19 protein-coding genes and 1 pseudogene are annotated in these 13,488 nt (G+C 63.9%); 13 read left to right on the forward strand and 7 right to left on the reverse strand.

Going from position 1 to position 13,488, the window contains the following annotated elements:
* From ACTIAO_RS04005 to ACTIAO_RS04050, 10 genes are all read left to right on the forward strand, one after another.
* The coding region (locus ACTIAO_RS04005; RefSeq protein ID WP_441905052.1) for a DUF933 domain-containing protein at nt 1–77 on the forward strand (77 nt) is incomplete at its 5' end.
* Nucleotides 78–210: 133 nt separating this feature from the next.
* Nucleotides 211–537, forward strand: coding sequence for a nucleotidyltransferase family protein (locus ACTIAO_RS04010; protein WP_441904975.1), 327 nt, complete (start codon nt 211–213; stop codon nt 535–537).
* The gene (locus ACTIAO_RS04015) at nt 534–839 is read left to right on the forward strand and encodes a HepT-like ribonuclease domain-containing protein (protein ID WP_441904976.1); all 306 of its coding nucleotides are present in this window, start codon (nt 534–536) and stop codon (nt 837–839) included. Before ACTIAO_RS04010 ends, ACTIAO_RS04015 begins: the two co-directional genes overlap by 4 nt.
* Before the next feature lie 7 nt (nt 840–846).
* Nucleotides 847–1,275, forward strand: a complete 429-nt coding sequence (locus ACTIAO_RS04020; RefSeq protein ID WP_441904977.1) for a bleomycin resistance protein — start codon at nt 847–849, stop codon at nt 1,273–1,275.
* A gap of 95 nt (nt 1,276–1,370) precedes the next feature.
* Nucleotides 1,371–1,916, forward strand: coding sequence for a HEAT repeat domain-containing protein (locus ACTIAO_RS04025; RefSeq protein ID WP_441904978.1), 546 nt, complete (start codon nt 1,371–1,373; stop codon nt 1,914–1,916).
* Nucleotides 1,917–1,966: 50 nt separating this feature from the next.
* Nucleotides 1,967–3,631, forward strand: coding sequence for an ABC-F family ATP-binding cassette domain-containing protein (locus ACTIAO_RS04030; protein WP_441904979.1), 1,665 nt, complete (start codon nt 1,967–1,969; stop codon nt 3,629–3,631).
* Nucleotides 3,632–3,797: 166 nt separating this feature from the next.
* Nucleotides 3,798–4,250, forward strand: coding sequence for a hypothetical protein (locus ACTIAO_RS04035; protein ID WP_441904980.1), 453 nt, complete (start codon nt 3,798–3,800; stop codon nt 4,248–4,250).
* Between the two features lie 26 nt (nt 4,251–4,276).
* Nucleotides 4,277–4,540: a FitA-like ribbon-helix-helix domain-containing protein gene (locus ACTIAO_RS04040; RefSeq protein ID WP_441904981.1), complete on the forward strand. Its 264-nt coding sequence runs from the start codon at nt 4,277–4,279 to the stop codon at nt 4,538–4,540.
* Nucleotides 4,537–4,956 carry a type II toxin-antitoxin system VapC family toxin gene (locus ACTIAO_RS04045; protein WP_441904982.1) on the forward strand — a complete coding sequence of 140 codons (420 nt, stop codon included), beginning with the start codon at nt 4,537–4,539 and terminating at the stop codon, nt 4,954–4,956. The genes ACTIAO_RS04040 and ACTIAO_RS04045 overlap by 4 nt, the downstream gene beginning before the upstream one ends.
* Before the next feature lie 166 nt (nt 4,957–5,122).
* Nucleotides 5,123–6,586 carry a hypothetical protein gene (locus ACTIAO_RS04050; protein ID WP_441904983.1) on the forward strand — a complete coding sequence of 488 codons (1,464 nt, stop codon included), beginning with the start codon at nt 5,123–5,125 and terminating at the stop codon, nt 6,584–6,586.
* Between the two features lie 192 nt (nt 6,587–6,778).
* Here the strand turns inward: ACTIAO_RS04050 and ACTIAO_RS04055 are convergent, their stop codons facing one another.
* Nucleotides 6,779–7,264, reverse strand: coding sequence for a tetratricopeptide repeat protein (locus ACTIAO_RS04055; RefSeq protein ID WP_441904984.1), 486 nt, complete (start codon nt 7,262–7,264; stop codon nt 6,779–6,781).
* Nucleotides 7,265–7,349: 85 nt separating this feature from the next.
* Between ACTIAO_RS04055 and ACTIAO_RS04060 the strand changes: the two genes are divergently transcribed.
* Both ACTIAO_RS04060 and ACTIAO_RS04065 read left to right on the forward strand, forming a co-directional pair.
* Nucleotides 7,350–7,919: an alpha/beta fold hydrolase gene (locus ACTIAO_RS04060; protein WP_441904985.1), complete on the forward strand. Its 570-nt coding sequence runs from the start codon at nt 7,350–7,352 to the stop codon at nt 7,917–7,919.
* A 74-nt stretch (nt 7,920–7,993) separates the two neighbouring features.
* The gene (locus ACTIAO_RS04065; protein WP_441904986.1) at nt 7,994–9,100 is read left to right on the forward strand and encodes a magnesium and cobalt transport protein CorA; all 1,107 of its coding nucleotides are present in this window, start codon (nt 7,994–7,996) and stop codon (nt 9,098–9,100) included.
* On the opposite strand, the gene arfB is transcribed toward ACTIAO_RS04065, so the two are convergent.
* The 5 genes and pseudogenes from arfB to ACTIAO_RS04090 form a co-directional block, all read right to left on the reverse strand.
* On the reverse strand, nt 9,097–9,540 hold the full coding sequence (gene arfB, locus ACTIAO_RS04070) for an alternative ribosome rescue aminoacyl-tRNA hydrolase ArfB (protein ID WP_441904987.1): 444 nt from the start codon (nt 9,538–9,540) through the stop codon (nt 9,097–9,099). The genes ACTIAO_RS04065 and arfB overlap by 4 nt on opposite strands.
* A 41-nt stretch (nt 9,541–9,581) precedes the next feature.
* Entirely contained in the window at nt 9,582–10,130 is a 549-nt protein-coding gene (locus ACTIAO_RS04075; RefSeq protein WP_441904988.1) for a type 1 glutamine amidotransferase domain-containing protein, read from the reverse strand.
* Between the two features lie 129 nt (nt 10,131–10,259).
* On the reverse strand, nt 10,260–10,559 hold the full coding sequence (locus tag ACTIAO_RS04080) for a Fe-S cluster assembly protein HesB (RefSeq protein WP_441904989.1): 300 nt from the start codon (nt 10,557–10,559) through the stop codon (nt 10,260–10,262).
* A gap of 108 nt (nt 10,560–10,667) precedes the next feature.
* The gene (locus tag ACTIAO_RS04085) at nt 10,668–11,030 is read right to left on the reverse strand and encodes a GNAT family N-acetyltransferase (RefSeq protein ID WP_441905053.1); all 363 of its coding nucleotides are present in this window, start codon (nt 11,028–11,030) and stop codon (nt 10,668–10,670) included.
* A gap of 105 nt (nt 11,031–11,135) precedes the next feature.
* Nucleotides 11,136–11,699 (reverse strand): annotated as a pseudogene (locus tag ACTIAO_RS04090) (1-acyl-sn-glycerol-3-phosphate acyltransferase); the annotation flags it as partial.
* Nucleotides 11,700–11,788: 89 nt separating this feature from the next.
* Here ACTIAO_RS04090 and ACTIAO_RS04095 point away from each other — a divergent pair.
* Nucleotides 11,789–11,938 (forward strand): hypothetical protein, encoded by a 150-nt coding sequence (locus ACTIAO_RS04095; RefSeq protein WP_441904990.1) that lies wholly within the window; start codon nt 11,789–11,791, stop codon nt 11,936–11,938.
* 32 nt (nt 11,939–11,970) lie between these two features.
* Here the strand turns inward: ACTIAO_RS04095 and ACTIAO_RS04100 are convergent, their stop codons facing one another.
* Nucleotides 11,971–13,377 carry a DHA2 family efflux MFS transporter permease subunit gene (locus tag ACTIAO_RS04100; protein ID WP_441905054.1) on the reverse strand — a complete coding sequence of 469 codons (1,407 nt, stop codon included), beginning with the start codon at nt 13,375–13,377 and terminating at the stop codon, nt 11,971–11,973.
* Nucleotides 13,378–13,488: the final 111 nt, after the last annotated feature.

Raw genomic sequence — 13,488 nt, forward strand, 5'->3', positions numbered from 1 at the left:
AGGGCAAGGCTCGCCTCGAAGGCAAGGACTACGTCATGAAGGACGGCGACGTGGTTGAGTTCAGGTTTAACGTTTGACCCCACCCGGTCGTTGAGCGACACTTCGACTCGCTACGCTCGCTCAATTCGGTTGTTTGCGGGACGAAACGCGCGACGTATGGCGGCTTCGCTCGCTCCGACCCGAGATGGGGGTGGACGGTATCCTGAGAGTATGGCTGAGATCATCACGACCGAGACGCTCGCCCTTCGCGAGCTCATCGACGCGCGTCGTGACGAGTTCCAAGTTCTCCTCGCCCGGTACGCCGCGACGAACCCGAAGCTGTTCGGGTCAGTCGCCCGGGGCACCGCGTCCCCGGCGTCGGACATCGACATCCTCGTCGAGATGGATCCTGCGGATGGCAACCTCCTGATGCGGGCCTCCGGGTTGTTAGAAGAGACTCGAGCCCTGTTCGGTCGCGATGAGATCGATGTGTTCCCTATACAACTGCTCAAGCGGCCGGTCTCGGCAACGGCGCTAGAGGATGCGGTGGCATTGTGAGTCGCGACCCGGCCCAGCGCATCGCTGGTGTTCTGGAGGCCGTTGAGCGTTGCCGGCGCTATGTTGCTGCTCTTGACGGTGATGCGGATCTGCTGGAGATGGCGGAGGACGCGATCGAGCGCAACCTGCAGATCATCGGCGAAGCCGTGAACCGTCTTCCTGCAGAGATAACTGGTGCGCACCCGGAGATCGCCTTTAGTCGAGACCCATCTCCCGCCGCTCGCCGAAGCACTGCGCGGCCACGTCGCAACAGACTGAACTCATGGGGCGGATCGGCACCTATCCGGAGCCAGCTGAAATGATGACTCGATGACTGATCCCGCTCTTGTGCCCGAGTTGCTTGTGACGGACGTGCGCAAGAGCATCGAGTTCTGGTGCGGACTCTGCCATTTCACGGTCGCGTACGAGCGGCCGGAGGAAGGATTCGTGTATCTCACGCGCGGAAGTGCGCATGTGATGCTCGAACAACGGGGGATCGGTCGAAACTGGGTATCGGCTCCGTTGGATCCGCCGTTCGGGCGAGGCATCAATTTCCAAGTCAGCGTGTCCGATCTCGATCCGATTCTGACCGCGCTCGCCGCCGTGAGCTGGCCGCTTTTCATGAAGCCAGAATCGAAGTGGTACCGAGTCAGCGACACGGAAGAGGCGGGAGTGCAACAGTTCCTCGTCGCAGATCCCGATGGCTATTTGATTAGATTTCAGTGTTCGCTGGGGCGCCGCCCGACTGTTGGTAGCTGAGTCTGTGCGGTGGTGATCCACCGCACCGCACCGCACCGCTAATGCTGACGCGATGCGGTGGAGCGGCACTGTCACTGAGAACCTAAGGTTGAAGAATGTCCCGTAACTCCGCATCCGACGCCGTTCCCGTCAACCTCCCTCTTGAGCGGCGCTTGGCGGTCGCCGTCGAGCAGTATGGGGAGTCCGCTGTGGTGTCGCGTTCGCTGTCGTTGATGGCGGGCAACAATGAGGGCGCCGACTTCTTGCTGTTCGTGGGCGGAGAGCACGCGCAGGGCATCCTCGACGGCGCCCCGGTTCTGTACTGGCCGGAGCTGTGGGGCCTGCGCGCACTGTTGTATGTCTGGAACGACTCGGCGGCTGCTGCTGTGATCCGCACCCTGGACAACCCGGCCTGGCGTGTACGCGAGATGGGCGCACGCGTCGTCGCCGCACGCGATTTGCCCGCGGCATCCGAGCTCGCGCAACTCCTCACCGACGACGTGCCGCGCGTGCGCGTTGCCGCCGCACGCGCCATGGGCGCTGTCGGCGCTGAAGAAGATCTCGACCTGATCCGTGGCTTGCTCAAGGATGCCGAGGTTGAGGTTCGCCGCGGCGCCCAGCAGGGTCTCGACACACTGCGCGGACGCTTCCCCCGGCACTGACATTGTCGTCCGTGAATTCTGGTCGCCTCTGCGGATGACAGGATTGACGGATGACCGCAACACTCGTGGTGCAGGATCTGGCCGGCGGGTACGGCCACCGCACCCTCTTTGATTCGCTCGACCTGACCGTCGCCCCCGGCGACGTGATCGGAGTCGTCGGGGCCAACGGTGCGGGCAAATCCACTCTGCTGCGCCTCCTCGCCGGCGCCGATCAGCCGCAGGCCGGCACGATCGCGCTTGCGCCAGCGGATGCCTTCATCGGCTGGCTGCCGCAGGAACATGAACGCGTTACCGGTGAGACGATCACCGAGTACATCGCTCGTCGGACAGGGTGCGCCGCCGCGACTCGCGAGATGGATGCTGCAGCCGCAGCCCTCGGCGACCCCTCGCTCGCCACCGAAGGCGTGGATCCGGCAGACGCATACTCGGTTGCCCTTGATCGCTGGCTCGCCAGTGGTGCGGCGGATCTGGATGAGCGGATTCCTGCCGTGCTCGCCGACCTTGGCCTCGCGCTGAATGATGACACGTCGCAACAGGCATTGATGACCTCGCTCTCCGGTGGGCAGGCGGCACGCGTCGGGCTGGCGGCGCTGCTGCTCTCGCAATTCGACATTGTGCTCCTGGATGAGCCCACTAACGACCTCGACCTCGATGGGCTGGAGCGTCTGGAAGCGTTCGTGCGTGGCTTGCGCGGGGGAGTCGTGCTGGTCAGCCATGATCGCGAGTTCCTCGCTCGATGCGTCACCCGCGTGCTGGAGCTGGATCTGGTGCAGGGCTCGAACCAGGTCTTCGGCGGCGGCTACGACTCGTACTTGGAGGAGCGGGCGACCAACCGCCGTCACGCCCGCGAGAAGTATGACGAGTTCGCCGGAAAGAAAGCAGACCTGGTTTCGCGGGCACGGACCCAGCGAGAATGGTCGAGCCAGGGCGTGCGCAACGCGATGAAGAAGGCGCCGGACAACGACAAGAACCGCCGCAAGGCGATGACGGAGTCGAGCGAGAAGCAGGCGCAGAAGGTGCGTCAGATGGAGAGCCGGATCGCCAGACTCGACGAGGTGGAAGAGCCCCGCAAGGAGTGGCAGCTCGAGTTCACGATCGGTGCGGCGCCGCGGACGAGCTCGGTCGTCGCGACGTTGAGCTCTGCAGTGTTCCGGTTGGGTGACTTCACGCTCGGCCCCGTGTCGCTTCAGGTCAACGCAGGAGAACGGGTCGGCATCACCGGGCCCAATGGTGCAGGCAAGTCGACCCTGTTGCGCGCTCTACTGGGCAGGCAGACTCCCGACGAAGGAACGGCGAGCCTCGGTACCAGCGTGCAGATCGGCGAGATCGATCAGGCGCGCTCGCTGCTGTCCGGCTCGACCCCGCTTGCAGACGCTTTCGAAGCCCTAGTGCCAGACATGGCTTCGGCTGAGGTGCGCACCCTGCTTGCGAAGTTCGCGCTCAAGGCCGATCACGTCAACCGTCCCGTTGATGAGCTGTCACCGGGGGAGCGCACCCGCGCTGGCCTGGCGCTGCTGCAGGCGCGTGGCGTCAACTTGCTGGTGCTGGATGAGCCGACGAACCACCTCGACCTGCCCGCGATCGAACAGCTCGAGCAGGCGCTGGAATCGTACGAGGGCACGCTGTTGCTGGTCACGCACGACCGGCGGATGCTCGCCACGGTGCAGACCGACCGGCACTGGCGTGTCGAGGCCGGGCAGGTGACGGAGCTCTAGCCGTTTTGACCAAGGGTGACGCTGGCTAAGATCGGCGCTGGAGTGCAGATTTCTCCACAGTCGTGAGTTGTCCACAGTTCGTGCGGGGCATGGTTTCGCTCAGTTCGGGCTGGGACAGGATCGCCACATGGGAATCAGATACTACGCATACGCCTTCGACGCCGACATGACCGAGCTCGCGATGACCGATCCTCGGAGCTTCATCAGCGAGGATCCTTTGGCAGACGCCTGGGGCATGCCGCACGGTGCGAGCGTGGCCACTCCCACCTTCGTGCAGGGGATACCCAAGACGGACATGTTGTATCTCGACAAGGCGTGGTCCGCGATGCAGAGGCTGAGCGGACGGAGCGAGCAGAACGGTGCACCGCGGCCCGCCTTCCGGATGTTCGAGGGGCAGGTCGCCATGATCGAGTCTGGCTGGATTCCGTGGGTGCGGGCACTGTCGCCGGATGAGGTTGTCGAGATTGCGGCCGATCTCATGGTGTTGGAGCAAGGTGTCGATGACGCGGTGGAGTCTGACGACGATACAGAATATGTTCGCAACTTCCTGCGACGTGCGGTCGAGTTCGTGTCTCACGCAGCTTCGCAGAATCGCGGGTTTGTGTACATGATCGGATAGTTCGATTCCACTTGAGGAGTGATATCATGACCGATATCGTTTGGAAGGTGATCATGGTGGCGTCGATCATTGTCCGCGGACTTGATGAGTCTGTGAAAGACCGTCTCGCAGCGCAGGCCAGGGAGCATGGTCGTTCCATGGAGGCAGAGGTGCGCGACATCTTGACGCGCGCTTCAGCAAGGCCCCACATTGGTGTTGCGCTGATTCAGGTATCTCGTGCTGTGGGTGGGGTTGAGGAACTAAAGATCCCCGAGCGCAGTGGTGTGGCGCGTTCGGTGGACTTCGGATGATCGTTCTCGACACGAACGTCATCTCAGAAGTATTTCGGCCGACGCCTGATCCGGGTGTGCTCGCGTGGCTTGAGTCTCTCGCGGATGAAGTTGCGATCACGACGATCACGCTCGCCGAGTTGTTCGCGGGTGTTCGGCGGCTACCGGCCGGCCGGCGCAAGACCGACTTGGAGTTGGCGCTCGGTGCCGCGATCGAGCCATATCGGGACACGCGTTCGCTTCTGGTTTTCGACGATGAGGCTGCTGAAGAGTACGCAGAGGTTCTGCTCGCTCGCGAACAGGCCGGGTTGCCTATCACCACCCCCGATGCGCAGATCGCCGCGATCTGCCGGGCGCACGGCGCAGTCTGTGCCACGCGGAACGAGAAGGATTTTGCAGAGACAGGTGTCCAGGTTCTGAACCCGTGGACACGATGAGGCCGCGACCCTGAATTTCCTAGTCAGCGTGTCCGATCTCGATCTGAGCCCGGTGAGGACGCTCAGTGAGCTGGGGCCTGCGATAGCGTGAAAGCATGCACGCTCCGGAGCTCATCATTCCGATTGACACCATCATCGCGCGCGCAGGGGCAACCGGATACACGATATGAGCAAGCGAGCGAAAGCTGCTGAACGCGACATCCGACGATTCGTTGAGATTCACCCCAATCTGAGCATCGGTATCGAAGTATCGACCGGACGTGCGTGGATGGGGATCGATCGTCAGATCGGGCACGGATCGGCCGACAACCTCTTCGCCCTGACGCCCGAGCAGTATGTCGGCCAGCTGCGCGAGGACGGCGATATTCGTGACCTCATTCAGGAGTGTTGGGAAGGTCGGCATGAAGACCTGATCATCTTCGAAGCACGTAGCACGGCCACTCGTCCTGAGCACTTCGAGGGGTATCAGCCACGACTCATCAGGCCTGTGATCCGGGGTGAGATCTGGCGGCACATTGATGCGCTCGGTATGCCTGTGGAAAGTGAGCGGGCCGGGATCTCTCGCCAGTTGGCTGATGGAAAGGTGACGGTGACCAGCGACGTCGACGGCATCGTCTCGCTGGCGTTCGACCTCATCGGGGAGAACGCCTACCCGCGGCCGGAAGCGCTGATCGCGGGTGTGGGACCCGGCAGCACGGATGCCGAGATCTGCGAGGTGTTCGCGGCCGAAGCAGTAGAGGCCCTCTCATTGGAGGGCCATACCGTCCCAGCAGAGTTCGCTGGCGATGGTTTGGTCAAGGTGACTCTCGTTTGCCGCGTGCCGCGAGCACTGCCAGCAGATACCGACGAGACATACATGAAGGCATTGAGCGACGAAGAAGAAGGCGCCGCGTTCCGCGCAGCAGTCACGCTCGCAGGAGGAGCCGCAGTGCGGTGGGCGGCATCGAGTCGCTCCGGGCGCCGGCTGACCGAGCTCAAAAACGGCGGCGAGATACTCGTGGAATCCGATCGGGTCGTGAGCCTGTGCTTTTCGACCATGCCGAAGGGGTTCTTTCGGCGGCTCAGCGGAACGCCGACTCGAGCCGAGGTGCACAACGCGATTGGCCACCCGACTGATGCGAACACCAGTGAAGATCTCTACTGCTTCGCCGGGGGCGACGTGGTCTTTCGGTACGGCCATACACCGGAGCCGACACTCACGCAGCTGCAGATCGTCGCCAGCGGCCAGGCTGTCGTGCACCGGGTTCTTCGCTGGCGATCGGGGGATATCACGCGTCTGATTGATGTGCTCGGTCGTGCGCCGTCGAATTCTCTCGTCGCGGCCGTCAAGAACATGCGCGGCGTTGTGTGCCGCACCAAGAGCGGGCAGGTCAGTTCCGTTGAACTGGACTTGAGCGTTGCGCGCAACACATTTCTGCACGGTGAGCGCCTGATCGAGCGTCCGAGCGCGGCGGACCTCGGGCTGTGGCGACCAACCGTGGCCGAAGGTGAGCATGTCGTCTGGGAACTCTACGACGGCGGTTGGATTCACGCGCGCGTGAGCGCGGACGGGGTGGTGCAACGCCTCACCGTGAGTCTGGATCCGCCGGACGGGATATCGAGCGTCGATCTCCGAAACGGATTGGGATGACGAAGCCTCCACTCGCACAGGAACGAGCTGGAGTTCCGCTTGCGTTGGTAGATCTGGCTATTCCCCAACCGGGTCCTGGCCAAGTGCGGATCAAGGTTGAAGCGATCGGCTTGAACCCTGTCGATGCAGACCTCGTAGCATCGGGGAGCTCGGCGTGGTCCTGGCCGCACGTGCCGATCCTGCGCTGAGCGGCTACTCGGTGAGTGCGATGGCATAGTTGCGCATCGAGCGCTGGTAGCGGGGCAGTGTCTCTATTTGCGCCTCGATGGCGACGCGCAGGGCCTCGTCTTTGCGTCCTGCGCGGTGGAGGGCCAGCGCGAGCACTATCCGCGGTGCGGAACCTGTCGTTTCATGCGTGGGGGCAGCCTGAAGAACGGCGATTGCCTCGTCGAGGCGCCCAAGATTGCGCAGCGTCGATCCGTACTGGACGGCGAGCTGAGCATGTCGAGCTTCGTCCAGTCCGAGTTCGAGTGCGCGCTCATACTCCGCGCCGGCCTCAGCCTCGAAGCCCAGCGAGTCGTACATGCCAGCCAGCTCGAACGCCGCTCTGCCATCGGTCGCCGGGCATACCCCGGCCAATTCGCGCATCGCGGCGACGCCCGTGACGCGATCCAGCGTGTCGAAGCGCGTCCAGAGATCGGTGATGGATGCTTCCCACTGCTCGATCGTCAGGCTCATGACGGCAATCCTGCCACGGCGCTCGTGCCGCGCGACCTCTAGACTGGCGGAGGAAAAATCGCCCCACCCGGAAGGACCGACCACCGTGACTCAGCTGAACACACTCGAGCCCGAAGGCCGTGCCGTCCCCTATGTCGTGGAGGGCGAAGGGCCGGTCTCGCTCGTGCTGATCACTGAACGTGCGCTGGAGTCCGACGGCCTCGGCGTCATCTCGCACTATCTCGCCGAAGAAGCGGGCTTCCACGTCATCCGCATCGGAACGCGCGCGGGCGCTGCCGACTCGTCATCGGATGAGCGCGCCGCCGAGGTCCTTGCGGTCCTCGACCATCTGGGGCTCGAGGACAGCTGGGTGGGCGGATACGGAAGCGGCGGCACCGTCGCTCGCGCGTTCGCCGCGGCACACGTCGACCGTGTCAACGGACTTCTTCTGCTCGGCGTGGAAGATTCCGACATTCCGCTCGCCCCGGCGATCCCCGTCCTGCTCGTGCAGGGCACCGCGGATGCCGTGACACCTGCCATCAACGCTGAGAAGCTGCAGGCGACAGCGCCCGAGCGTGCCAGCATCAAGACTCTCGAGGGCGCCGATCACTTCTTCCCGGTGACGCACCCGATCGAGACCGCTGTCATCATCGAGGAGTACCTCGACTGGGACTGATTCACCCCGCAAACTGTTTCTGCGGGCTCGGGTAGGGTCTCCGTAGCTGACATCGACAGACCGGGGAGATTCCGATGCGCAAACTGTGGCCGAATGATTTCGGGGTCGGTGCACTCTTTCACCGCCACTCCCGTGATGACAGCTCAGATTCGGGCTACCTCACCGGCAAGCTCATGAGATTCGTCGAGGACGGGGTACCCACTCGCGTCCCGGACGACCTCACCGTTGCCGATGCGACCGATTTCGCGCGGACTAATCCTGACCAGATGGTTCTGCTCCTGTACTCGAACCCCAACGCGGCGCAGATCGAAGAGCTGGCGGATGCCTGGGACCTGCATCCTGTGCTGGTCGAGGACCTCGCCAACGCGGGACAGCGACCCAAGCTCGAACGCTACGGGGACACGTTCTTCGTCGTGGCGCGCGCAGCCAGGTATCTCGACGCGAGCGAGGAAGTGGACTTTGGAGAATTCCACGTTCTATTGCGCCCGGGCGCCGTCTCTGTTCTCTCCCGGGACGAGCGGTGGATTGGCAGCCCCGACAGCGTAAGACTTCGTGAGGAGGAGGTCGACTTCGGCGAGCGCGAGCGTGCCATGCTCGCAGACCAGAGTCTTCTGAGGATGGGACCGGTCGCCGTCGTATACCTGCTCCTTGACGCGATCGTCGATGGATACGGTCCGGTTCTGGCGGGCATATCCAACGACAAAGAGGAGATCGAGCGCCAGGTCTTCAGCGGTGATACCGCGGCCGCTGAGCGCATTTACCGACTGAGCCGAGAGGTCATCGAGATGCAGCAGGCGATCACGTCGCTGTCAGGCGCTGTCGACATGCTGCGATCGGACAACGAGCACGAAGTGTCGCCGGAGCTTCGTACCCGACTGGATGCTGTCGCCGATCGGCTCGCGCAAGCAGAAACGAAGGCATCAGGCCTCCGCGATGCTTTGGCACAGATTCTGAGCGTCAACGCGACACTGGTCAATCAACGGCAGAACGAAGACATGAAGCGGATCTCCGGCTGGGCGGCGATTCTCTTCGCTCCATCGTTGATCGGGGGCATCTACGGCATGAACTTCGACCTGATGCCCGAACTGCACTGGGGCTTCGGCTATCCGTTCGCGCTCGGCCTGATGCTCGCGCTCGCCGTCCTGCTCTACGTCGTCTTCAGACGCAGCAAATGGATCTAGTCCTGGTCGCCAGGCCGACGACGGGCGCTCTTCGTCTCTGAGCGTCTGCGCTTTCCATCGAGTCGCCGGCGCTGAGAGCCTCTCGTAGGGCGCGTCGCGCGCCGCATAACACTCGGCATGATCGCCTCGCGGAGGAGCTCGGCGAGCCGCTCCCGCGCCGCGACACGATTCTGGCGCTGGGACCGGTGCTCGCTCGCGCTGATGGTCAGCACCGTGGCCGCGAGCTTCGGAGCGAGTCGATCGAGTGCGCGCATGCGCTGGGTATCGTTCAGTGCACTCGTTGTCGCGAGATCAAGACTCAGCTGCACGCGCGAGTCGGTGGTGTTCACCCCTTGGCCGCCCGGCCCGGAAGCGCGGGAGAACTGCTCGACGAGTTCGCTCGCCGGCACCCACAGGCCACGGGGTGCCCCAGGCCCGCTGGGCACGTGCAGGTCTTCCACGAGCACCAGTCTGCCGCATCCTGCATCCGCCTATCCGGCGATCAGGCGTGCTGGCCCGCGTGCGGGCCTTCGGCGATCTCCTCGACCGTCTTCGCATTGAACGCAGGTAGATCGTCCGGTGTCCGGCTCGAGACGAGGCCTTCGTCGACGACGACCTCCTCGTCGACCCAGGTTGCCCCAGCATTGCGCAGATCGGTGCGGAGGCTCGGGTAGCTGGTGAGGGTCCGGTCGCGAACCACGTCGGCCTCCACGAGGATCCATGCGCCATGGCAGATCACCGCGACAGGCTTGTGCGCTTCGAAGAACGCCTTCGTGAACGCGACGGCATCCTGATCCAACCGCAGATGATCTGCGTTCACGACGCCACCAGGCAGGACGAGTGCGTCGAAAGCCGACGCATCCGCCCCGGTCACAGCCTGATCGACGGACTGCGTATGCCCGTTCTTACCGGTCACCTTCTGATCGGCAGGCGACACGAGCTGCGCCTGGGCACCGGCATCCGTCACCGCACCCCACGGGCTCGTCAGTTCACTGTCCTCGAATCCGTCGGTGAGCAGGAACGCCACGTTCTTGCCATCAAGTTCTGCCATCGTCTTCTCCTCGTTCGTCGTTCGGTCCATTCACGATCGTCGATCACCCAATGATCCCCAAGGGGGTTGACGGATGAAAGCAAAGAGGGTGGGATGCCGAAGCATCCCACCCTCTTGCACAACTCTTGCTCAGACCGGCTGAGGAAGGATGGTGAAACTCACCGCACCCTCCTCATCCACACCGGCATCGAGCACCTTGTCAGAGAGCGCCTCAGCGGCGTTGTCCTCGAGGAAGACACGACTGGCCGCGCCCTCGACGACGACATCAGCGGGTTCGGGGGAGGGCACGACGTGAACGGCGAAACGCGCTTCACCGTTCGGTCCCTGTCCCTCCGCGGTCTGGATACGAAGCCCCGCTTCTGCGCTCGTATCCTCTCGGCCGACGATCGTGGTGACGACGGCATCTGCATTCTCGGTCAGGGTGAGCACAGCGCTCTCCTTCCGTGTTGCGGACATGCTCCGGACAGAACATGTCCGGGCCACGATTCCGCACGACGCCGTCGTCTTCAAGCTCACAGCCGGATTATGAGGAACCTCTCATGTCCGAGGTCCCAGTTTCTTACGCAGGAACACCTGCTCGGTCCCATCGTCTTGGGGAACGCGCCGCGTCTCGACGTACCCGCAGGATTCGTAGAGACGGATGTTCGCCTCGCTGAGACTACCGGTGAACAGCTCAGCCTCGCTCGCCGCGCTTGCGTTCTCCGCGGCATCCAGCAGTGCACGTCCGATGCCCTCGCCCTGCATATCGGGGGCGATCGCGATGCGTCCGATGAGGAGGAGCTCCCCGTCCTCGACGGCACGGATCGCCCCGACGAGGCGTCCGTCGGACCGGGCGACCCATCCTGAATTCTCCGCGATCTCTGCACGCACCTGTTCGAGCGTCTGCGTCAATGGCGGCATATCGGCGTTGCCGTAGATGAGCGCCTCCGAGACGAACGCGGCGCGCTGCACGGTGAGGATCTCCCCGGCGTCATCGGGAGTCACGCGGCTGAGGACGATCCGCGGGCCCTCCTCGCGAAGTCGCGGTTCTGCACGACTCTCGGGCCGGAAGCCCGACTTATCCGCGTAGAACTCCCTGATCCGCTCCATGTCCGCTCCCACGTCACCGGTCACATCGAAGGTGGGTCCGATGCCCGTCGTCATCGTGGTGCGATCGACGAAGCACAGGGTCACGGGCATTCCGGCATCCTGCGCGATGCGATAGAAACCCGACTTCCAGTACGCGTTGCTTCCTCTGGTTCCATCCGGCGTCACGACGAGACCGAACACCTCGCCGGCACGAGCATGCCCCACGACATCGGACACGACACGACTCGGATCCGTGCGATCCACAGGGATGCCGCCGAGCTTGCGCATGAGCGGACCGCGCCAGCCGCTGAACAGGCTCGACTTGCCGAGCCACCGTATCTCGACGCCGAGACGCCAGGCGATGGCGAGCATCAGCACGAAATCCCAGTTCGAGGTGTGCGGAGCCCCCACCAGCACGGTCGGGCGGGTGGGCGCGGGCTCACCGACCAGCTTCCAGCGGCTGAGAGCCCAGAAGGCTCGAGCGAGGAGTCGTCGAATCATTTCTCAACCGTAAGCGCGAGGGCATGTCTGTTTCCCGTACGCGCCACCCGCAGCGCGCCCACCCGCGCATACCGGCGTAGCATGGAGGCATGACCGCTTCGAAGACTACGGATGTCACGCAGATGAACGCCGCTGAAGACGTGCCGTCGCTGGCGGCGCCCGCCGGGCTCAACCTGCTCGGCGACGAGAGCGCGGGAGGCTGCTGCGGCGGCGGATCCTGCGCGATGCCGGGCGAGTAGCCCCTCACTCACCCGGCATCGGATGCCGCAGCTCAGTGTCCGCCGACGAACTCCCCGTCGAGGTCATCCGCGGGCTTGCGCACGAATGCACTCAGCGCGACCGCTCCCAGTGAGATGATCGCCGCGATCAGGAACGCCAGGCGTGCACCAGGTGCGCCCGCTGCTGCCGTTTCCAGACCTGCCTGCTCGCCCGCATGCAGGATCGATGAGTACACGACCGTGAGCAGCGCGACACCGGCGGCACCGGCCACCTGCTGAATCGTGTTCAACGCGGCGGAGCCGTGCGAATACAGGTGGCGTCGCAGCGACCCCAGCGATGCGGAGAACAGCGGCGTGAACGACATCGCGAGCCCCACCGAGATGACTGTCTGCGCAATCACCAGCATCCACCAGGCGGTGTGCTCGCCGATCGTGGCGTAGAAGAAAAGCGCGGCCGACACCATGATCGTGCCGGGGACGAGCAGTGTGCGCGTGCCCCGGGCATCGTAGACGCGTCCCATCACCGGACCCAGCAGGCCCATCAGGATGGAACCCGGGAGCAGGATGAGCCCGGACTGGAGCGCATCGAGACCGGCGACGTTCTGCAGATACTGCGGCAGCAGCACAAGCGTTCCGAACATCGACAGTGCGAGGATCGCCATCATGATCACAGAGATCGTGTAGTTACGGCTGAGGAACACGCGCAGGTCAAGTAGAGCGTCATCCACGCGCTGGAGGACGAGCTGACGCCACACGAACAGCGCGAGGGAGATCACACCGACCACGAGCGAGACGATGCCGATCACTTCTCCCGTGACGCTTTCGCAGCCGAACTGGCTGAGCCCGTACACGAAACCACCGAAACCGAATGCCGACAGCACGATCGACAGCACGTCGATCGGCGCTTTCTTCGTCTCGCCGAGGTTCGTCATCCACTTGACGCCCATCGCCAGAGCGATGATGGCGATGGGAAGGACGATGGCGAACAGCACCCGCCAGTTGAACGCGTCCAGAACGGCACCGGCGAGCGTGGGACCGATTGCGGGAGCGAGTGAGATGACCAGGCCGACCCGGCCCATCATCCGGCCGCGTGACTGCGGAGGGACGACGTTCATCATGGTCGTCATCAGCAGCGGCATCATGATTCCGGTGCCACCTGCCTGGATGACGCGTCCGGCCAGCAGGATCTCGAAGCCGGGTGCGAGCATGCACACGAGCGTGCCGAGCGTGAACGCGCTCATCGCCGCGATGAAGACCTGCCGTGTCGTGAAGCGCTGCAGCAGGAAGCCGGTCGTCGGAATGACGATGGCCATCGTCAGCATGAACGCACTCGTGAGCCACTGACCGAGCTCCGGCGGGATCCCGAGATCGACATTGAGATGCGGGATCGCGATGCCCATCGTCGTCTCGTTGAGAATCGCGACGAACGCGGCCACCAGCAGCAGCCAGATCACCCGCATGTCGGATGGTGCGATCAGCGGTTCCTTCTTCACGGTGGGAACTGAATCAGTGGGCGTGATGGCCAAGACGTCTCCTCGACAGCAGGGGGTGGCGGAAGGCCAGAGGCGGAG

The sequence above is a fragment of the Microbacterium sp. genome (assembly GCF_052099035.1).
GTDB lineage: Bacteria > Actinomycetota > Actinomycetes > Actinomycetales > Microbacteriaceae > Microbacterium.